Origin of the sequence: Pararhodobacter sp. (genome assembly GCF_034676545.1) — a bacterium.
In the GTDB taxonomy this organism is placed as follows: domain Bacteria; phylum Pseudomonadota; class Alphaproteobacteria; order Rhodobacterales; family Rhodobacteraceae; genus Pararhodobacter.
In genome coordinates this window covers 146123-166372 of record NZ_JAUCBZ010000015.1, presented here as the reverse complement: position 1 = coordinate 166372, position 20250 = coordinate 146123, and the positions used below count along the sequence as shown (strand labels likewise).

The following is a 20250-nucleotide window of genomic DNA, read 5'->3' as shown; positions in this document are numbered from 1 at the left end:
AGATATGAGGGAGGAAAACATGTCTCAACATACGCGTCTGTTCGGTTTCGCAACGGCGGCAGCCCTTGCCGCGACCATGACGTCGGCTGCGTTCGCGCAAGAGGTCACCCTGCGCCTTCACCAGTTTTTGCCACCGCAGGCCAATGTTCCGGCTTTGGTGCTCGATGTCTGGGCTGACCGGATCGAAGAGGAATCCGGTGGCCGGATCGAGATCCAGCGCTTCCCGGCAATGGCCCTTGGTGGCACGCCGCCAGAGCTGATGGATCAGGTCCTCGACGGGATCGCGGATATCGTCTGGACGGTCAACGGCTTCACGCCGGGCCGGTTCCCACGCACCGAAGTGTTCGAACTTCCGTTCTTCGTGAGCGACGCGCGCGCCGCGTCCTATGCCTATTGGCATCTGTATGAAACCGAGATGGCCGACACCGAATTCGCCGGCGTACATTTGCTGGGGACCTGGGTTCATGGCCCCGGCATGATTCACACGAACACGCCTGTGCATGTGCCCGCCGATCTTCAGGGCCTCAAGATCCGGGGTGGCTCGCGGACCGTCAATGACCTGTTGGTCCGGCTTGGTGCCGAGGCGGTCGGTATGCCGGTCACGATGATCCCCGAATCGCTGTCGCGTGGTGTGATCGACGGCACGACGATTCCGTGGGAAGTCACCACGTCGCTGCGGGTGCCTGAGCTGGTCGAAAACCACACCGAGTTCGAGGGCGAAGCGCTCTACACGCTGACCTTCACGCTGGCGATGAACCAAGACGTTTACGACGGCCTTCCCGATGACCTGCGCGAGATCATCGATCGTAACTCGGGCCTTGATTTCTCGGTGTTCGCCGGGGGCGTCCAGTCTGACGCCGATGGTCCGGCGCGGCAGATTGCGGTGGATCGCGGCAACAACATCATCACCGTCTCGGGCGATGAGCTGCAACAGTGGAAAGACGTGGCGGCGCCGATTTATGAGGCATGGGTTGCCGATCTTGCGTCCCAGGGCATCGACGGTCAGGCCCTGATCGACGAGGCGCGCGCCCTGATGGCCGAGTACGAAGCGGCGCACTGATCCTGCGTGACACATGATCTGCCCCGGGGCGTACGCGCGCCTTGGGGCAGGCGCACCAGTGGCCGTGACCAGGGCCGGAGAGAAAAACATGTTCAAAACGATACACAGGTTCTTTCACGGACTTGCATGGGTCATGGCGCTGATTGGCGGCGCGGTTCTGACTGGGCTTGTCCTGATGATATGCGTCTCGATCATCGGTCGCACGGTGACGGCGGCGCTGCATTCCGAGTTCATGCAATCCACGCTGCCCGGCTTTTCGGAATGGGCCATCAACACCGGCATCGGGCCGATTTATGGCGATTACGAGTTCTTGGCCTCGGGCCTGGCGTTCAGCATCTTTGCCTTTCTGGGCTGGTGTCAGATTACCGGCGGCCATGCCACGGTTGACGTGTTCACCTCTGGCCTCAGCGACCGGTCCCGGCGGATTCTGCAAATGGTGATTGAAATCGTCTTTGCGGCGACACTCGTGCTGATCGCGATCCAGCTTTATGAGGGCATGGACACCTATATGCGCCGTCGCTCCACGACATTCCTGCTGCAATATCCGGTCTGGTGGAACTATGCCCTGGCACTGGTCCCGGCCGTCATCACCGCCATTATCGGCGTCTATATGGCGCTGGTGCGAATTGCCGAAGTGTACAAAAATCAGATGCTTGTCACCTCTACGGGAGCGGACCATTGACCAATCTTGAAATCGGAATCATCTCGTTTCCGGCGCTCCTGTTGATGATTTTTCTGCGCGTTCCGATTGGCCTTGCGATGTTTATCGTCGGGTATGTCGGCTATTGGGTCGTGACCGGTGACACGCGGATGCCGATGGCGCGCCTCAAAAGCGCGGCCTATTCCTCGTTCGCCAGCGAATCGCTGGCGGTGGTGCCGATGTTCCTGCTGATGGGCTATTTCGCGACCATTGGCGGCATGAGCAAGGCGCTGTTCAAAGCGGCGGAGTCCTTTGTCGGACACCGCAAGGGCGGCGTTGGCATTGCCGCAATCGCCTCGTGTGCGGGCTTTGGCGCGATCTGCGGTTCGTCACTGGCGACAGCCGCCACGATGGGCCGCGTCGCGTTGCCAGAGATGAAACGCTTTGGCTATCACGGCGGCATTTCGACGGCGGCACTTGCCGCGGGCGGAACTCTGGGGATCCTGATCCCGCCCTCCGTGGTGCTGGTGATCTATGCGATCCTGGCCGAGCAAAATATCGCCAAACTGTTCCTTGCTGCCTTTGCACCCGGTGTTCTGGCCGCAATTGGCTACATGATCGTGCTGGGGATCTATGTGCGCATGTATCCCGAACGGGCGGGCGTCGGTGATCGCGTGCCGTGGGGCGAGCGGTTTCGCTTGTTGATCGCGATCTGGCCGGTTCTGACCGTGTTTCTGGCCGTGGTTGGCGGGATCTACGGCGGTATTTTCACCCCGACCGAAGGCGCGGCCGTCGGCGCACTGGGCACTGGTCTGATTGCCTTGGCGAACGGCGGTTTGACCTTCAGAACGATGCTCGATTCCTTCACCTCGACCGGGCGCTCGACGGCGATGATCTTTTTCATCGTGTTCGGCGCGGCGTTCTACAACAGCTTTCTGGCGCTGACCCAGGTGCCGCAATCCCTGTCGGAATGGGTGGTCAGTCTGGGCTGGTCGCCGGTTGCGGTACTGCTGCTGATTCTGGTGATTTATCTGTTGTTGGGTTGCGTCATGGACAGCTTGTCGATGATCCTGCTGACCGTGCCGATCTTTTTCCCGATGATGATGGCACTCGATTTCGGCATGTCCGCCGAGCATGTCGCGATCTGGTTTGGCATTCTGGTTCTGATTGTCGTCGAAACCGGGTTGATCACGCCGCCGGTGGGGATGAACCTGTTCATTATCAACGCGATGGACCGTTCGACGCCAATGATTGAAACCTACAAGGCGGTGATGTTCTTTGTCGCCTCGGACCTTGTACGCGTCTGCATATTGGTGGCCTTTCCGGCGATCACCTTGTTCCTGATCCCCTGATGGGGCGCGGATTTGCATCCGAGAACGGGGGGCCTTGGCCCCCCTTTTTCATGCGGAACCCGGTTGACAGATTAATGGTTATGAGATGTAATTAATACCAAGCACAACTTTGGGAGAGACCGATGAATATTGAGGGTCAAATCGCACTCGTTACCGGCGGCGGCAGTGGCCTGGGCGAGGCAACGGCGCGGATGCTGGCAAGCCGTGGCGCGCGTGTCGCGGTGCTCGATTATGATGCGGGCAGGGCCGATGCGGTCGCCGCCGAGATCGGTGGTCTGGGGGTTCGCGCCGATGTCGGAAACGCTGACGAGGTCGAGGCGGCCTTTGCGCGCATCGCGCAGGAAATGAATGGGCTGCCACGGATCGCCGTGAACTGTGCCGGCATCGGCGTGGCCGCGCGGATCGTCGGTCGCGAGGGCAAGCTGTCGATCGACGTGTTCGAGCGGGTGATCCGCGTGAACCTGATCGGCAGCTATATCGTCATGTCGCACGCCGTCAAAGGGATGCAGGCGCAAGAGCCCCTGTCCGGCGGCGAGCGGGGCGTGGTGATCAACACGGCGTCGGCGGCGTTCCAGGACGGGCAGGTCGGTCAGGCGGCCTATTCCGCATCCAAGGGCGGCATTGCCTCGATGTGTCTGCCCGCCGCGCGCGAATTGGCGCAAACCGGCATCCGCGTGATGGCAATCGCGCCGGGCTTGTTCAACACCCCGATGATGGAAAGCCTGCCCGCCGAGGTCACCGCCAAGATCACCGCGAACATTCCGTTCCCGGCGCGTTTGGGCGATCCGGCAGAATTCGGGCTGATGGTCGCGCAGATCGTCGAGAACGCCTATCTGAACGGCGAGGTGATCCGGCTTGACGGTGCAACCCGCTTGCCGCCGCGCTAAGCGATGACCACGCCCGACGCCACCCTGCGCCGCTTTCTGGGCTATGACATGAAGCGCGCGTTCGCGGTCATTCAGTCCGATGTAAACGCGGTGCTTGCGCCTTTTGGGCTGCGCATGGTGACGTTTTCGGTGCTGGTTGTGATCCGCGACAATCCGCGGTTGCGGCAAACGCAACTGGCGGAAATCCTGTCCTTGGAAAAGCCCAATCTGGTGCTGATCCTCGATGAGTTGGAGCGCCTGAAAACAGTGGTTCGCGCGCGCGCGCCCGATGATCGGCGCGCGCATGAGTTGAATATTACGTTGCAGGGGCGGCGGTTGTGCGACCGCGCGCTCGAGGCAGTTGACGCACATGATGCGCGCATGGCGGAGGGTCTGAGCTTGGAGGAGCGCCAGGCCCTGCACACCGCCCTGCGCCATGTCGAAACGAATGGGAGGGTTGTTGATGATCGAAGGGCTGTATCGCGCTCATAAGGCGCGGCGTGAGGATCGCGCGGACGGGTCTGTGTTGCTGACCAGTGGCTGGCCGCTGGGCGAGGTTGCGCGGTGCAGCACGGATTGGCTGGTTGATTGGGCGCAAACCGCCCCCGACCGCGTGTTCATCGCGGAACGTTCAGGCGATGGCTGGCGCGAGGTGACCTATGCGCAGGCGCTGGACATGGTGCGGGCGATTGCCTCGAACCTGGCGGATCGCGGGTTGAACGCCAAGACTCCGATCCTGATCATCAGCGGCAACGGTGTTGACCACGCGTTGTTGACCCTCGCCGCGCAATACATCGGCGTGCCGACAGTGCCCGTGGCGGAACAATACGCGCTGATCCCCGGCGCACACGCGGTTCTGGAGCGGGTCGCCGGCATGATCCACCCCGGCATGATCTATGCCGATGACGCCAGCCGCTACGGCGCGGCTTTGCATCTGCCAGTGTTCGAGGGCATCGAGAAACTCGCCAGCGTCAACGTGCCGGACGGCGTGACCGCGTTTGAAAGCCTGCTGCACAGCAAAGGCGATGTGACGGACCTCAACGCCGCCGTGACGCCTGAGACCATCGCAAAGTACCTGCTGACCTCAGGATCAACCTCGCATCCGAAGGGCGTTTTGACCACGCAAGCGATGATGTGCACCAATCAGGCGCAGTTGAAAACCGTGCTGCCGTTCCTTGGGGATCACCCGCCGATCCTGCTCGATTGGCTGCCGTGGAACCATGTGTTCGGCGGGTCGCACAACTTCAACCTCGTGTTGTCCAATGGCGGCTCGATGTATATCGACAACGGCAAGCCGATTCCCGCGTTGGCGCATCACACGATCGACAATCTGCGCATGGTCTCGCCGACCATCGCCTTCAATGTGCCGGTTGGCTTTGCGATGCTGCGCGATGTGATGAAAACCGACACAGCGCTGCGGAAGCAGTATTTCCAGAACCTCGACATGCTGTTCTACGCCGGGGCCTCGCTGCCGCAGGATGTCTGGGCGGATCTGGAAAGCATGGCGCGTGAGGTGCGTGGCACCTTGCCGTTGTTCAATTCCAGTTGGGGGCTGACCGAAACCGCGCCGGCTGCGGTGATCCAACACGAATTTACCGACCAATCCGGGATCATCGGCGTGCCTGTACCCGGCGTGACGGTCAAGCTGGTGCCGTTGGACGAGGAGAACCGCTTTGATGTCCGCGTCAAAGGGGTCACGATCACCAAAGGGTATCTGGACGACCCTGAAAAAACCGCCGAAGCCTTTGATGACGAAGGATATTTCGTGACCGGCGACGCCATGCGGCTGGTGGACCCTGCCAACATCGACAAGGGCATGAAGTTTGACGGGCGCATTGCCGAGGAATTCAAACTGAGCACCGGAACATGGGTCCGGGCCGCCGGGCTGCGCATGGAGGTTCTGGGCAGGCTCAAGGGGTTGGCGGCGGATGTGGTCATCACCGGGGCCGAGCAGCGTGAAGCGGGCGTGTTCATCATTCCAACGCCCGCCCTGACAGAGGGTGCGCAAGATGCCGACGGCGCGTTGATCGTGCGGCAAGCGGCCGAGATTGCGGAACGCCTGAAGCCGGTGCCTAACGAAGGGTCTGCCACGGCCATTCGGCGGGTGATGGTGCTGGCCGAGCCTCCGTCGATGGCCGAGGGCGAGGTGACCGCCAAGGGCAACCTGAATTTCCGCAAACTGCTGATGCGGCGCAAGGCGCTGGTAGACCGGCTTTATGATGATGCCGACCCGGCCACGATCAAAACCTGAGTGCGGTCGCGGTTGACCTCGCCGTACCTTTCAATCGGCGCGACAAGGCATTAAGTCTGCAAGCACGCCCAACAACACAGGCTTGCCCATGTCCTCTGATACACTTCGCCCCGATGTTCTGGTTCAGGCCCTGCTGGAGGCCGCGCGCAAGGCCGGGGCCGAAAGCGCCGATGCGCTGGTGATCGAGGGGACTTCGGTGTCCATCGACGTGCGCGGCGGGCGGCTGGAGCACGCCGAGCGCGCCGAGGGGCTGGATGTTGGCTTGCGGGTGTTGATCGGCCAGCGTCAGGCCTGTGTGTCGTCCTCGGATGCCCGGCCCGAAACGATGGCCGTGATGGCTGAACGCGCCGTCGCGATGGCGCGCGAGGCCCCCGAAGACCCTTACGCCGGCTTGGCGGAGGCCAGCCAGCTGTCGGCGCGCCGCGATGCCGAAGGGCTGGAACTGCTGGACACCAGCGCCGAGCCCGACCCCGCGATGCTGGAGGAAGACGCGCGCCGCGCCGAAGCCAGCGCGCTGGCGGTGCGCGGGATCAGCCAGATTGATCAGGCGTCTGCCGCGTATAGCCGCCGCATGGTGCATATGGCCGCCAGCAATGGGTTCTCGGGCGGCTATGGCCGCAGCTCGCGGCATATTTCCTGCGTGGCGATCACCGGGGAAGGCACCGCGATGGAGCGGGATTGGTCCTCGGAAGGGCGCATCTTTCAAGCCGACCTGCCAAGCCCCGAAAGCATCGGTCAAGAGGCTGGCGAACGCGCCGTCGCCCGCAAGGGCAGCCGCAAGCCGCCGTCCGGGGCCTATCCGGTGCTGTACGATGAGCGCGTTGCAGCCTCGTTGATCGGGCATTTGACCAGCGCCATCAATGGCGCGTCGATTGCGCGCGGCTCCAGCTGGCTGCGCGATGCACTGGGCCAGCAGATCCTGCCCGCCGGGATCGACCTGATCGAGACGCCGCACCGGGTACGTATTGCCGGCACGCGTCCGTTTGATGCCGAAGGTCTGGCCACGCAGACCCGGCATCTGGTCAAGGACGGCGTGTTGCAAGGCTGGGTGCTGGACCTCGCCACCGGGCGCAAACTGGGCATGGAGAGCACCGCCAACGCCAGCCGCGGCCCCAGCGCGCCGCCCTCGCCAAGCCTGTCGAACACGGCGCTGACGCTTGGTGGCCAAACCCGTGAGGCGCTGATCCGCGATATGGGCACCGGGTTGCTGATCACCTCGCTGATCGGCTCGACGATCAACGCCACCACCGGCGACTATTCGCGCGGCGCTTCGGGGTTCTGGGTCGAGAATGGGCAGATCGCCTATCCGGTCAACGAATGCACCATCGCCGGGTCGCTGCGCCAGATGTTGATGCGGATCACGCCGGGCAATGACGTGCGTGCGCATCTGAGCACGCAGGTTCCGTCGCTGCTCGTTGAGGGTCTGACGATTGCCGGGGCCTGACGCCTACACCTCGGACCTTGCGCTGTTGGGCGCGGCGGCGCGCGGCGCGGGCGAGATTGCCAAGCGCCATTTCAGGACCGACGTGAAGGTCTGGGACAAAGGCGTCGGTCAAGGCCCGGTGTCAGAGGCTGATCTGGAGGTAAATGATTACCTCCACGCGACCTTGAACACCGCGCGCCCTGATTATGGTTGGTTGTCCGAGGAAAGCGACCCGCTGGCCGATCTGTCGCGCGTCGCAAAGTCGATGACTTTCGTCATCGACCCGATTGACGGCACACGGTCGTTCATCGGCGGCGATCCCGGCTTTGCCCATGCGCTGGCTGTGGTCCGCGACGGCTTGCCGGTTGCGGCGGTGGTCTATTTGCCGATGCTCGACCTGACCTATGCCGCCGTTCTGGGGGGTGGTGCCACCTTGAACGGGCAGCCCATCGCGGCCAGTGCGCATCCCTCTGCTGCGGCCAAGGTTCTCGCCGCGCGTCCGACCTTTGAGCCAAAGCTCTGGCCCGGCGGGATGCCGCCGCTTGAGCGACATTTCCGGCCTTCGCTGGCGTGGCGCTTGTCGCTGGTGGCCGAAGGGCGATTCGACGCGATGCTGACCCTGCGCGACGCTTGGGATTGGGACATCGCCTCGGCGGCGCTGATCGCTACCGAAGCGGGTGCCAAGGTCACCGATCGGCGCGGCGGTCCGCTGCGGTTCAATGCGCCGAGCGCAAACAATCCGGGCGTCGTTGCCGCTGGGCCAGACTTGCACCGCAGTCTGATTGCCGGCCTCACGAACCCGTCGGAGCGTCTCTCGTGACAGCGTCCGCACAAGAACGCCTGACCGTCTGGCTGCACAGCACCGACGTCGGGTTGTTTCCCGTGCTCGAAGTGCTGGCTGAACAGATCGCTGATTTCAAAGCCGCGCCTGATGTCCTTTTGACCGGTTCACAGGCCGACAAAGGCCCGGATCAGGACGACAGTGCGGCGATTGACCAGTTTCTGGAGGCGCATTCGGTGCGCGTTCTGGTGCTGGCGGGCGCGGTGATCCCGGTGCCGCTTCTGGAACGGGCACATGCGCGCGGTGTCGCCTGCCTGTTGGTGGACGCCCGGCACCCCGTTGTGCCGGGACGCTGGAGCTTTCTGCCGGGCAAAACGCGCGCGACGCTCAGTCGATTCACGCAGATCCACACTCAGGATGCGCAATCCGCCGCAGCGCTGTCGCGCAGCGTGCGCGACAAGACCGAGGTCTTTGCCACCGGGCGTCTGGCGCGTTTCGCCCCCGCGCACAGTTGCAACGCGTTTGAACTGGACTCGCTGCGCGAGTCGCTGGGCGCGCGCCCCGTCTGGTTCGCCTATGATCTTCCCGAGGGCGAGACCGAGACGGCCTTGATCGCCCATTCTCATGCCCTCAGGCGGGCACATCGGTTGCTGGTGATCTTGCAGCCACGAGATCCCGGCAAAGGCGAGGCCATGGCGGAACGTGCACGGGCACAGGGCTTTGTCTGTGCGCGTCGGACGTTGGAAGAAGAGATCGACGAATCCACGCAGGTCTATGTTGCCGACTCCGAGGATGACCCCGGCTTGTTCCTGCGTCTCGCGGCGGTGTCGTTTCTGGGTGGGTCCCTGACGCCAGAGGCCGGAACCCCCTCGGCGGTGACGGCTGCCGCCTTGGGGTCGGCGCTTGTCTTCGGGCCCCACGCCTCGCCAAAAGATCGTGATTTTCTGGAGCGTTTGTGCGCGGTCGGGGCAGGGCGGCAAATCGGCATCGCGCCCGCCTTGGGCGAGGCTTTGGCCCGCCTTCTGGCACCCGATGTCGGCGCAGAGGCGGCGTTGAAGGCCTGGACCCTGGCAACCGATGGCAGCGACGCCACCTACAAGGTGGCGCAGGCGATTGTCGACTGGTTGCAACTCAACCGGGGGCGCCCATGAAAGAGCCAAAGTTCTGGACCAATCCGCCCGAGCATCCGGGCTGGCAGCCGCGCATTCTGGCCCCGCTGGGCTGGCTTTATGCCCGCGCGACCCGGCGCAGGGTGGCGCAGCCGGGGTATACCGCCAGCGTGCCGGTGATCTGCATCGGCAACCTGAACGCGGGTGGCACCGGCAAGACCCCGACGACCATCGCGCTGGTGCAAGCCCTGTCGGCGCGCGGCGTGGCCGTGCATGTCGTTTCCCGCGGTTATGGCGGTCGGCTGGAAGGCCCGGTGCAGGTGAATGAACGCGCGCATTCCGCCACCGATGTCGGGGATGAGCCGTTGTTGATGGCCGCCTTCGGGCCGGTCTGGGTGGCGCGCGACCGTGCGCTGGGCGTGCAGCAAGCCGAAGCGGCAGGGGCGCAGGTGATCTTGCTCGACGACGGGTTCCAGAACCCCGGCGTGGTGAAAACCCGCTCGGTTGTGGTCGTGGACGCGGCGGTCGGCTTTGGCAACGGGCGCTGCATTCCCGCCGGACCGCTGCGCGAACCCGTGGCCGAGGGATTGCGCCGTGCCGATGCGGTGCTGGCGATCGGGCCGAACGAGGATTTGGACCACTTCGGGCGACACTGGAAAGAGGCCCTGGCCACCGTGCCCCTGTTCACCGGCTATCTTGAGCCGCTGAATACCGGCATGTCTTGGAACGGGCTGCGGGTGCTGGCCTTTGCGGGCATCGGGCGGCCCCGAAAATTCTTTGACACGCTGCGCGGGCTGGGGGCCAATCTGGTCGCGTCGCATTCTCTGGACGATCACCAGCCGGTCACACATGCGCTGTTCCTGCGTCTCAGCGCCGAGGCCAAGAGCCATCGTGCGCAGTTGGTGACCACCGAAAAGGACGCCGTGCGCCTGACCCAAGAGCAACGCCGCGCGGTGCTGACGGTGCCGGTGCGGTTGCAATTCGACGATCTCGACGGGTTCCTGAAGGTGTTGGGTCTTGGCGATCTTCAGGGCCTAGATGCCCGCCTGCGCGATCCGCAATAATCCGTCGCAATCGCAATGCGCCTCCAGGTGGTCGGCCAGCGCGTCGAGCGTCTGATCCACGCCCTGCGCATAATTTCCGCCACCCGCCGCGGCCCCCACTCCCTGCAAAAACGCGGCGCGAAACGCATCTTCGCCGAACAACCCGTGCAGATAGCTGCCCATTACACGGCCATCGACGCGCATCGCGCCTTCGGGCTGGCCTTCGACGTGGAACAGAGGCCGCGCGCGGTCCGGGCCATCCGTCTGGCCGATGTGGATCTCATAGCCCTGCGCTGCGGTGTTGCTGGCGACATGGAGCGCGCGGGTCTGCGTGACGCGCTTGTCACGGGTCATCACCGTCTCGACATCCAGCAGGCCCAGACCGGGCACCGAACCGGGCGCGCCCTCGATCCCCTCAGGGTCGGAAATGCTGCGCCCCAGCATCTGATACCCACCGCACAGGCCCAGCACCCGCGCGCCCCGTCGCAGGGCGGCGGCAAGGTCGATATCCCAACCCTGCGCGCGGAAATGCGCGAGGTCCGCGATGGTGGATTTCGAGCCGGGGATCAGGATCAGATCCGCCTCGACCGGCAACGGCACGCCGGGCGGGATGATCTCGACCCGCAGGCCGGGTTCCTGCATCAAGGGGTCCAGATCGTCGAAATTGGCGATCCGGTTCAGCTGCGGCACGACGATATGGAACGCCCCGTCGCCGCCCTTGTGGCGCAGGTCGGCCGCATCCTCGGCGGGCAATCTATGCGCCTCCTTGAACCACGGGATCACGCCCAAACCGGCCCAGCCCGTGCGGTCGATGATCATCTGATAGCCATCGTCGAACAGGCGCGGGTCGCCGCGGAATTTGTTGATCAAAAAGCCCTTGATCAACGCCTCGTCGGCCGGATCCAGCACCGCCTTTGTTCCCACCATCTGCGCAATCACCCCGCCCCGGTCGATATCGCCGGTCAGGACCACCGGCACACGCGCCGCTTGCGCAAAGCCCATATTGGCGATGTCATTGGCGCGTAGATTGACCTCGGCGGGGCTGCCCGCGCCCTCGATGATCACCAGATCGGCCTCGGTGGACAGGCGCGCGAAACTGTCCAGCACCGAGGCCATCAACTGCGGTTTCAGCGCCGCATAATCGCGCGCCTTGGCGGTCGTCAGGCGCTTGCCCTGCACGATCACCTGCGCGCCGGTCTCGGATTCCGGCTTCAGCAGGATCGGGTTCATATGCACGCCGGGCGCCACGCCGCAGGCCATCGCCTGCAAGGCCTGCGCGCGGCCAATCTCATACCCGTCAGGCGTCACGGCGGCATTGTTCGACATGTTCTGCGGCTTGAACGGGCGCACGCTCAGGCCCCGGCGCAGGAATACCCGCGCGAACCCGGCCACCAGCATGGATTTGCCGACATTCGAGCCCGCGCCCTGGATCATCACCCTAGATGCCATCACTGCCCCCTCAAGCGTTGCCCTGATGGCCTTAGCCCAGAAGCTCGTGGATTGCATGGTGGAAAATCGCAACGCCCTGCGGGATCAGGTCATCGGGGAAATCATAGGTCTGGGTGTGCAGCGCCGGGTGATCAAGGCCAGACCCAAGGAACACCATCGCCGCCTTGGCCCCCGCACCACCGAAGCGCCCGAAATCTTCGGACCCGCGCATTGGCATGTCACCGCGATCATGGCCGATGCCGGTGGCGTCCAGCGCGCGGCCCAGAATGGCGGTGGCCTGTGGGTCATTGGTGCACGCCTGAAAGTGATCGTGGATCGTGAAATCGACGGTCAGGCCCGAGTGCGCGGCCACGTCGCGCGCAAGGGTTTGCGCGTGTGCCAGCAGCGCGGTCAGATCGTCGTCGGACAAGCCGCGCAGGGTCACCCAGAGTTCAGCCTCGCCGGGTGCGATACCGAACGCGGGCTCGCCCATGTTTAGATGCGTGATGGTGGCCAACCGAAACCCCGGCTGCATCGCGCCACCCGGTCCCATGTCGCGCAACCCGTCGATCAGACGTGCCAGCGCCACGGTTGGCGCGCGCCCGGTTTCGGGCAACGAGGCATGGGCGGTTGCACCGTGCAGCGCGATCTTCAACCCCAGCGACGCGCAATTGGCCGGGCCATCCGCCAGCCAGGCACGGCCCAACGCAACGCCGGGCATGTTGTGCAAGGACAGCGCCCAGTCGGCCGCGATCTGCCCGAAGCGAGGGTCGGCAATGACCGCGGCCGCGCCGGACCCATCCTCCTCGGCGGGTTGGAACAGCAACACCACGCGCCCTTTGGCCGGGCGTTGGCGCGACAGCAGCCGCGCGAGGCCCAGCAGGATCGTCGAATGCCCGTCATGCCCGCACAGATGCCCCTTGCCGGGGATCTCGCTGGCGTGGGGCAGGTCGCCCAGTTCCAGTATCGGCAGCGCATCGAGTTCCGAGCGGATCATCACCACCGGCCCCGGCGCACCGCTGTCATAGATCGCCGCCACGCCATGCCCGCCCAGCCCGGTCAAAACGCGATCCGGCGCGGACTCCGCCAAAGCCGTGGCGACGGCGCGTGCCGTTTCCACCTCGTGTCCTGAAACCTCGGGCCGTCGATGCAGGTCGCGGCGAAAGGCGGTCAATTCAATGATGTCAGAGTTGCTCAGGGTCACGGGCGTCTATCCTCAGATCATGGGTGCACTCCTGCAGGATCGCCAAGGCCGCCCCGGTATCACCCAGCGCCTGCGCCATCGCCAGCGCGACTTTGGCCAGATAAATCTCGGCGTTTTGCGGGCCGACGGCGTCCAGATGCAGGGCCAATGCGGCGTAAATGTCTTCGACAAGGGTGCTCATTGTGGGCGCTCCAGCAGGGTATTCAGCGTTGCAATGATCGCCTCGGCGTTGGCCTCTGTCCAGTGCCCGGCGATATGCAGGTCTGGGCGCACCAGCCACGCGCTGCCCGGTTCGGCGGACCACGCCTTTGCCACCGGGCCGTCGGCGGGCACCGAGACCAGCGTCACAAGCGGGTGGTTGAACGCGGGGGCCGGCCCGACCCAGATCAGCGTGAACAGCGGGCCCATCCGCTCGGACAGAAAGCCGCCGTCCAGCGCCACATCACTCAGCAACGCGCCCGGGGGCGGGCCGCCCAAGACGCGGTCGTTAGCGCAGGTGATCGGGCTTTGGTCATAGATATACGGCGTCATCTGGCGCGGATTGGCCAGACGCCCCGCCCAGTCGTGCCGCAGCGCCAGCGACAGGGCCGCATCGCGCATCAAGGCCCAGCCTTTGGTCGGCGGCGTCATGAAACGCGCGCTTTTCGAGGCGTTGGCAAAGACATCCAGCGTGGCCCCGCGCCGTTCGGGCGTGTAGCTGTCCAAGAGCCCCGCCCCCGCATCGCCGCGCAGCACAAGCGCCAGCTTCCAGCCGATATTCTGCGCATCGGCCAACCCGTTGTTGAGCCCGCGCACGCCAAAGATCGGCACGATATGCGCGCTGTCACCGATGAAGAACACCGGGCCGTGGCGGTAATCGTCCAGGGCCAGGGTGTTGGCCGTGTAGATGCTCCACCATTCCAGATCCCAGTCGCCGGTATGGCCGATTTCCGCCAGAACCCCAGCCACCGAGGCGCGGACATTGGCTTCGGTGGTGGCGCAGGCGGCGTCCTCGCCATCGCGCAACTGATAGTCGATGCGCCAGATGTCATCAGGTTGCTTGTGGATCAGGATCGTGCCGCCGGGTCGGCAGGCCGGGTCGAACAGGGCGCGGCGGATGGTCGGGTAATCGTGGTCCATGCGCACATCGGCAATGACGTAGTGACCCTCAAAGTTCTCGCCCTTCAGCCGCAGGCCCAGAGCCTTGCGGCAGGCACTGCGCGCGCCGTCGGCGGCCAGGACGTAACGCGCTTGCATCGTATAGGACCCCGCCGGATCGCGCAGCGTCAGCGTGGCAGAGTCGCCTTGGGTGGTGATCGTCTCCAGCGCCGTTTGCCAGCGGGTTTCGATCAGCGGCTGGGCGGCAATCGCGTCGCACAGATAGGCCTCGATGTATTGCTGTTGCAGGTTGTACATCGGCCGGAACCTGTCGTCGGCGCTGTCGGGCATCTCGAATTCCAGGATCTGCTGCCCGCGATAGAACGTGCGCCCGGTGGTCCAGGGCAGGGATTTTTGCAAGAACGGCTGCAAGGCCTTCACCCGGTCGAGGATGTGATACGAGGCCCGCGCCACGCAGATCGCGCGGCTGCCGTCGTTGAAGGTGTCCTTGGCGTCAATCAAGAGGCTGCGCTGCCCGTGCCGCGCCAGTTCCAGCGCCGCGACCATGCCAACCGGGCCAGCGCCGACGATCACCACGGGCACAGGGCCGGCGTGTGCGGGGCGCGGCGTGGGGGCCGAAAACCGGGGATAAGTGAAATACAGCGACTCCAGCGGCCCGCGTCCGTGTGGTCTCATGGTGTGGTCCTCTTTTCGCGCGCGATCTTGATGTGAGACGCATAAAACAGCGGCCCACCCAAGGCCGCGGGAAATCCCGTTGCCTGTGTGGCCACCAGGTCGATCATCGCGGCGGGTACGCCGGATGCCAGAAGTCGCGTGGCCTCGGCGATCAGTGCCGCCAAGAGCCGTTGCCGCAGCGCAGAGTCCGCGATTGGCTGCGGTGTGACACCGGCGAAATGGGCCTCCTCGCGCGCCAGATCCTCGATCAGCGGGTCGATCACGCGACCGCCGCCGCCGGGATAGCGATACCAGCCCACGCTGCCCTTGCGGCCAAGGCGACCCTCGGTCACCATGCGATCCAGCACCGGGGTTGGCACATGCCGTGTGCCCAGTGCGTCCTCGGCCCGGTGGCGTGCCGTGGTCAGATCAAGGCCGCGCAAATCCTGCGCCGCGCAGGGGCCAAGGTCGAACCCGAACGCCTCCAATGCAGCGTCAACCTCCCACGGGGTCGCGCCGTGGTAGATCAGATGCTCCGCGCAATCCTCAAGCCGGGCGATGAGCGGCGCGGCAAGGAAGGTCGGTGTGCGCAGCGGCACGGCGCCCAAGGCGCGGGCCAACCCCTCGGCGCGGGCAAGCTGCGTGGGCGGCGCGGTCGGCGTTTCAAGGATTTCGATCAAGCCGATCTGCGGCGGCGGTGCGGCGGTGTCGATCAGAATCAATGGCCCGATGCGCGGGCCCTCAAACGCCCGGCGTGTCTGCATCACATCATGCCCAAGGCTCAATGCCAAACCGCCCGGCGCAAGCATCGGCCGGTGATCCGCAAGCATCTGCAAGCGTTGTTCAAAGTTGGCGCCCGAGGCCTCGACGAGCAACGCGACCGTGGTTTGGTGCTGTGTGCCGACGGCGACAGCGATGCCGGGTGCGTCCTTGGTCCGCGCCAGCGTATCGCGCACGCGCTGCGCGTCATGCTGGTCATCCTCGATCAAGGTTACCGCCACGCCCGCCTGTGCCAAGGCGACGGCAAAACCCAGCGCCTGAGGGCTGCCGCCCGCGACGGCCGCGGCCTTTGGCAACCATGTTGACCCCAGCCGCCGCGATGTGCGGGCCGCATCGAGATAGGCAGCGGCGGCGGCTGGGTCAGGCACCGCGTGCCTCAATCGAGGAACCCGCGTTCGGCGATCAGCGCCACGAGGTCCTCGACCGATTGCGAGACCGTGCGCCCGGTGGTCTCCAACTTGGCTTGCGCCTGATCATAAAGGGTCTCGCGGCTGGTCAGAATGTGCTTGAGTTGCTCCATCGCCTCGGGATTGTTCGCCATCGGGCGCATATCGCCCTGCGCGCGCACGCGGGCCATATGGTCGGCGGGGCTGGCCTTGATCCAGATGGTGTGAAAATGGGTCAGCAGGGCCTTGAACACATCCGGGTCCGTCACGATGCCGCCGGCAACCGCCAGGATCATGCTGTCATGCGTGGCGACGATCCGCGACAAAGCCTGTGCTTCGAGGCGGCGGTAGCCTTCGTGGCCGTAGAAGGCCATCACCTCGGTCACCGGCATCCCCGATTGCTCTTCGATTTCGCGGTTGAGTTCGACAAACGGCAGGCCCAGCTCCGCCCCCACCAGCGCGCCCAAGGTGGATTTGCCAGCACCGCGCAAACCGATCAACGCGATCCGTTGCTGCCGGGTCGAGGTTTCGGGATGCGGTGCCAGGACTTCAAGAACCTTGGCGCGGGTTTCGGCGGTGGCCGCGCGAAACATCTCGGTGACGCGCAAGGCGTCCGAGGTCCAAGGGTCATCCTCGCCCAGCAACCATTCGATCCGGTGATCCAAAGCTTCGGCGACGCGCTGCAACAACCCGATGGAGATATTGCCCTCGCCCGCCTCCAGCAGCGCCAGATAACGCGGCGAGACGCCGGACACCTCGGACAACACGCGGCGGGGAATGCCCTTGAGTTCACGGGCTTTGCGGACCCGCTCGCCGACACGCGAAATCAGCGCGGCAACCGCAGCCTCGCCCTGCGTTTCGGCAGTCGCCGGGACCGCTTCGCCGCGAAAATTGGTGATTTCGGACATGGCCGCGCCCACATAGGAACAATAGTGCACAAGACTAGGCGATGAATTGCAGTCGGACAAGGGTCTCGCGGGGGCAAAGCCGTTGTGCTTGCAATATCATGCCGCCGGTTCCAGAAGCGGCGTGATCAATGCGCGGATCTCGCCGGCGCGGATTGCTTGGTGAACCTGTCGGCAACAACGAACACACACACGAACGTGCCCTCGAAGCACAGGACGCCGTTTTGCAGCCCCTGCACGCGAAAGGTGATCGCGCTATCGCCCAGCCGTACCGGTGCGACCTGGCAGATCAGGCGATGACGCGGTGTGATCGGCGCGCGAAAATCGAGGCTCATATGGACAAAAGGCGTGCCCAGATTGTGGTCCAGTTCCATCTGGAACCAGCCACTGCCCAGGTGATGCTCCCACCATGCATTGATTGCATCCAGCGCAAATCCGGGGATCCGGCCCGTGTAGACGATCTTTGCCGGGTCGCAATCGCCCCAGGTCACCCGGATTTCATGCGCATAGGGCATTCAATAGGTCTCGACGTGGTAGCGACCTTCGTCCCGCATGACATCGCGCGTTGATTCCCATTGCAATCCGGTGCTTTCGGCGATGCTCTTGAAGCTTTCCTCGACGCCCTGTTCCATCCCGCGCAATCCGCAGATGTAGATATGGGTTTTGGGATCGGCCAGGAAATCGGCGATCAGCTCAGGATCGGTCATCATGCGATCTTGCACATATTCCTTGGGCGCATCCGGCATCCGGCTGAACACCAGTTGCTTTTTCAAGATCTGTTCGGGCACTTTATTGAGCGGGCCGAAATACGGCAGGCTGTCGGGGGTGCGCGCGCCAAAATACATCAGCATATCACCCTTGCCGCGCTGAACGGTGCGCTGCCGGCGCATGGTGAAGGCACGAAACGGGGCCGAGCCCGTGCCGGTGCAGATCATCAGCAACCGTGCGTCGGGGTCATCGGGCATCAGGAACGTCGCACCAAAGGGGCCGGTGATCTTGACCTCGTCGCCCAGCTTCAGGTCGCAGATATAGTTCGAGCACACGCCACCCTCTTCGCGTTTCACAGTCAAGGAGACGTTGTTGTAATGCGGGCGCTCGCCGTTGCGTGGGCTGCTGACCGAGTAGAGGCGCGGCAGATGGGGTTTGCCGTTGGCATCCGTGCCCGGCGGCGTGATGCCGATGGATTGCCCCTCGAGCACCGGAAAGGGCTGGCCGCCGAAATCGAGGATGATATGGCGCACATCCGCCCCGGAATCGGGCTTGGTCAGGCGATAGCTGCCCTGGATCTTGGCGGTCGCGGGTTTGCCCAGATTATACAGGTTGATGCTGGGTTTTGCCGCCGATGCCGGCGCCTTGGAGCGGCCACCCGCGCCTTTATGGGCTTCGGCCAGCAGGGCCGCCACGGCATCATCAAGCGCCTCGATGCCACCGGGGCTGTCGGCGATTTCTTCCTGGGCCGGCAGATCTTCCCAGCTGAATTGTTCCTCTAGGGAATAGGCGGTGTTGACGATGCGCCATTCGTCGATGGAGCCCGTCGGGCAGACCGGAATGCAATCCATGCAAAAGTTGCATTTGTCGGCGTCGACCACGACGTTGTTGTCGTCATGGACAATGGCCTCAAGCGGGCAGGTCATCTCGCAGGTGTAACAGCGGATGCAGATTTCCGGGTCGATGAGGTGCTGCTTGAGGGGCTTGTTCATGCGTGGCCTATTGGGGCTTGAGGGAAGGTGCGTGCAAGCACACACCCTACAAGGCGCAGGGTGTGTGAGCTTGCGTTTCGCTTACGCCATGTAGAGCTTTACATACTCATAATCGCCGGGCTTGTTGTCGATCCCGACTTTGGGCGGGCTGATCCAGCTTGCGTATTTGCCCGGCTCGGTCACCGGTTTCATCAGCGACTGGATAAAGTCGCCATCGGCGCGCGTCGGCAGCCACTCATGAGCTTTGGCGTCATACTCGGCTTGCGACAACAACGTGCCATTCGGATCGAACGGCTTGCCTGCAAAGACACCGATCTGGCGGTGGAACGACTCGTGGGGCAGCATCATCTCGAACTTGATGCCCAGCTTTTCGATGATCTTGTTCCAGCGACCAACACCCCCCGCCGCGTCGCGCGTATAATCGTCGCGCAGACGCATGTTGAGCGCGGTCAGAGCCGGGGCTTCGCGGCGCACCAGTGCACCATCGACGAAATCCCAAACGGGATAGGTATCATTCTGCAGCTTGTGGTCGTCGGTCTGACGATGCTCCATGTAGCGGCCCTTGATGCCGTAGTTGAACGCATTGGCCGCGTTGGTCGAGATTTCCTGGCCGAACAGGTCCAGCGACAACGTGTAATGCAGGTTCAGCTTTTTCTGGATCGTCGGCAGGTCGATCACGCCCAGGGCGCGGACCTTGTCGATATCGTAGGGGTCATCAAGGCCGTTCTCGGCCATCACCTGACAGGTGCGCTCGATGGTGCGGCCGACGCCGGTTTCGCCGACAAACATGTGGTGCGCTTCTTCGGTCAGCATGAAGCGGCAGGTGCGTGACAGCGGGTCAAAGCCCGATTGAGCCAGTGATTCCAGCTGCATCTTGCCGTCGCGGTCGGTGAAATAGGTGAACATGAAGAACGACAGCCAGTCGGGCGTTTCCTCGTTGAACGCGCCCAACATGCGGGGCGCTTCCTCGGAGCCTGACGAGCGACGCAGCAGATCGTCGGCCTCTTCGCGGCCATCCGCGCCAAAGTATTTTTGCAGCAGGTAGACCATTGCCCACAGGTGGCGGCCTTCCTCGACGTTGACCTGGAACAGGTTGCGCATGTCATAGAGTGACGGGGCGGAGAGTGCGAGGAAACGCTGCTGTTCCACCGATGCAGGCTCGGTGTCGCCCTGAATGACGATCAGGCGCTTGAGCATGTTGCGGTATTCGCCGGGCACTTCCTGCCAGGCAGGTTCGCCGTAATGCTCGCCGCAGGGGATGCGCCGATCTTCAACCTGTGGGGCCAGCAGGATACCCCAGCGATATTCCGGCATCTTCACATAGTCGAACTTGGCCCAACCCTTGGGGTCAACCGACACGGCGGTGCGCAGATAGACCAGCGATTGCTGGAAATTCTGTGGGATCAGGTCGGACCACCAGTTGATATAGCCGGGGTGCCATTTTTCCAGCGCCTTCAGGACTCGTTTGTCCGACGACAGGCCGACGTTGTTGGGGATTTGCGTGTCATAGCTGACGTTGATAAGATCGAGCATGGTGGTTCTCCTGAGGGAAGGTGCGTGCAAGCACACA

19 protein-coding genes are annotated in these 20250 nt (G+C 63.9%); 10 read left to right on the top strand and 9 right to left on the bottom strand.

Annotated elements, in window-relative coordinates; all coding sequences use genetic code 11:
- Nucleotides 1–19 precede the first annotated feature (19 nt).
- The 10 genes from VDQ28_RS04145 to lpxK all read left to right on the top strand — a co-directional run bounded on the left by VDQ28_RS04145 (nucleotide 20) and on the right by lpxK (nucleotide 10546).
- Nucleotides 20–1060, top strand: a complete 1041-nt coding sequence (locus VDQ28_RS04145) for a TRAP transporter substrate-binding protein (protein WP_323034734.1) — start codon at nucleotides 20–22, stop codon at nucleotides 1058–1060.
- A gap of 88 nt (nucleotides 1061–1148) precedes the next feature.
- Entirely contained in the window at nucleotides 1149–1742 is a 594-nt protein-coding gene (locus VDQ28_RS04140) for a TRAP transporter small permease (RefSeq protein ID WP_323034733.1), read from the top strand.
- Nucleotides 1739–3052 carry a TRAP transporter large permease gene (locus tag VDQ28_RS04135; protein WP_323034732.1) on the top strand — a complete coding sequence of 438 codons (1314 nt, stop codon included), beginning with the start codon at nucleotides 1739–1741 and terminating at the stop codon, nucleotides 3050–3052. The genes VDQ28_RS04140 and VDQ28_RS04135 overlap by 4 nt, the downstream gene beginning before the upstream one ends.
- A 122-nt stretch (nucleotides 3053–3174) precedes the next feature.
- On the top strand, nucleotides 3175–3939 hold the full coding sequence (locus VDQ28_RS04130; RefSeq protein WP_323034731.1) for an SDR family NAD(P)-dependent oxidoreductase: 765 nt from the start codon (nucleotides 3175–3177) through the stop codon (nucleotides 3937–3939).
- Between the two features lie 3 nt (nucleotides 3940–3942).
- Nucleotides 3943–4410 carry a MarR family winged helix-turn-helix transcriptional regulator gene (locus VDQ28_RS04125; protein ID WP_323034730.1) on the top strand — a complete coding sequence of 156 codons (468 nt, stop codon included), beginning with the start codon at nucleotides 3943–3945 and terminating at the stop codon, nucleotides 4408–4410.
- Entirely contained in the window at nucleotides 4382–6169 is a 1788-nt protein-coding gene (locus VDQ28_RS04120) for a feruloyl-CoA synthase (RefSeq protein ID WP_323034729.1), read from the top strand. Before VDQ28_RS04125 ends, VDQ28_RS04120 begins: the two co-directional genes overlap by 29 nt.
- An 88-nt stretch (nucleotides 6170–6257) precedes the next feature.
- Nucleotides 6258–7613: a TldD/PmbA family protein gene (locus tag VDQ28_RS04115; RefSeq protein WP_323034728.1), complete on the top strand. Its 1356-nt coding sequence runs from the start codon at nucleotides 6258–6260 to the stop codon at nucleotides 7611–7613.
- Complete coding sequence (locus tag VDQ28_RS04110; protein WP_323034727.1) at nucleotides 7600–8412, top strand: 3'(2'),5'-bisphosphate nucleotidase CysQ; 813 nt, start codon at nucleotides 7600–7602, stop codon at nucleotides 8410–8412. Before VDQ28_RS04115 ends, VDQ28_RS04110 begins: the two co-directional genes overlap by 14 nt.
- A complete protein-coding gene (locus VDQ28_RS04105) occupies nucleotides 8409–9524 on the top strand; it encodes a 3-deoxy-D-manno-octulosonic acid transferase (protein WP_323034726.1) in 1116 nt (371 codons plus the stop codon). The genes VDQ28_RS04110 and VDQ28_RS04105 overlap by 4 nt, the downstream gene beginning before the upstream one ends.
- Entirely contained in the window at nucleotides 9521–10546 is a 1026-nt protein-coding gene (gene lpxK, locus VDQ28_RS04100; RefSeq protein WP_323034725.1) for a tetraacyldisaccharide 4'-kinase, read from the top strand. Before VDQ28_RS04105 ends, lpxK begins: the two co-directional genes overlap by 4 nt.
- On the opposite strand, the gene VDQ28_RS04095 is transcribed toward lpxK, so the two are convergent.
- The 9 genes from VDQ28_RS04095 to boxB all read right to left on the bottom strand — a co-directional run bounded on the left by VDQ28_RS04095 (nucleotide 10517) and on the right by boxB (nucleotide 20213).
- A complete protein-coding gene (locus VDQ28_RS04095; RefSeq protein WP_323034724.1) occupies nucleotides 10517–11974 on the bottom strand; it encodes a cobyric acid synthase in 1458 nt (485 codons plus the stop codon). The genes lpxK and VDQ28_RS04095 overlap by 30 nt on opposite strands.
- Before the next feature lie 31 nt (nucleotides 11975–12005).
- On the bottom strand, nucleotides 12006–13157 hold the full coding sequence (locus VDQ28_RS04090; RefSeq protein ID WP_323034723.1) for an amidohydrolase: 1152 nt from the start codon (nucleotides 13155–13157) through the stop codon (nucleotides 12006–12008).
- Entirely contained in the window at nucleotides 13138–13338 is a 201-nt protein-coding gene (locus VDQ28_RS04085) for a hypothetical protein (protein ID WP_323034722.1), read from the bottom strand. The genes VDQ28_RS04090 and VDQ28_RS04085 overlap by 20 nt, the downstream gene beginning before the upstream one ends.
- Entirely contained in the window at nucleotides 13335–14930 is a 1596-nt protein-coding gene (locus VDQ28_RS04080; protein WP_323034721.1) for an FAD-dependent monooxygenase, read from the bottom strand. Before VDQ28_RS04080 ends, VDQ28_RS04085 begins: the two co-directional genes overlap by 4 nt.
- Nucleotides 14927–16057 (bottom strand): 3-hydroxyacyl-CoA dehydrogenase family protein, encoded by a 1131-nt coding sequence (locus tag VDQ28_RS04075; RefSeq protein WP_323034720.1) that lies wholly within the window; start codon nucleotides 16055–16057, stop codon nucleotides 14927–14929. Before VDQ28_RS04075 ends, VDQ28_RS04080 begins: the two co-directional genes overlap by 4 nt.
- 8 nt (nucleotides 16058–16065) lie before the next feature.
- Nucleotides 16066–16983 (bottom strand): helix-turn-helix transcriptional regulator, encoded by a 918-nt coding sequence (locus VDQ28_RS04070; protein WP_323034719.1) that lies wholly within the window; start codon nucleotides 16981–16983, stop codon nucleotides 16066–16068.
- Nucleotides 16984–17108: 125 nt separating this feature from the next.
- On the bottom strand, nucleotides 17109–17495 hold the full coding sequence (locus VDQ28_RS04065) for an acyl-CoA thioesterase (protein ID WP_323034718.1): 387 nt from the start codon (nucleotides 17493–17495) through the stop codon (nucleotides 17109–17111).
- Entirely contained in the window at nucleotides 17496–18680 is a 1185-nt protein-coding gene (gene boxA / locus VDQ28_RS04060; protein WP_323034717.1) for a benzoyl-CoA 2,3-epoxidase subunit BoxA, read from the bottom strand.
- 81 nt (nucleotides 18681–18761) lie between these two features.
- Nucleotides 18762–20213, bottom strand: a complete 1452-nt coding sequence (gene boxB, locus VDQ28_RS04055) for a benzoyl-CoA 2,3-epoxidase subunit BoxB (RefSeq protein WP_323034716.1) — start codon at nucleotides 20211–20213, stop codon at nucleotides 18762–18764.
- Nucleotides 20214–20250 lie beyond the last annotated feature (37 nt).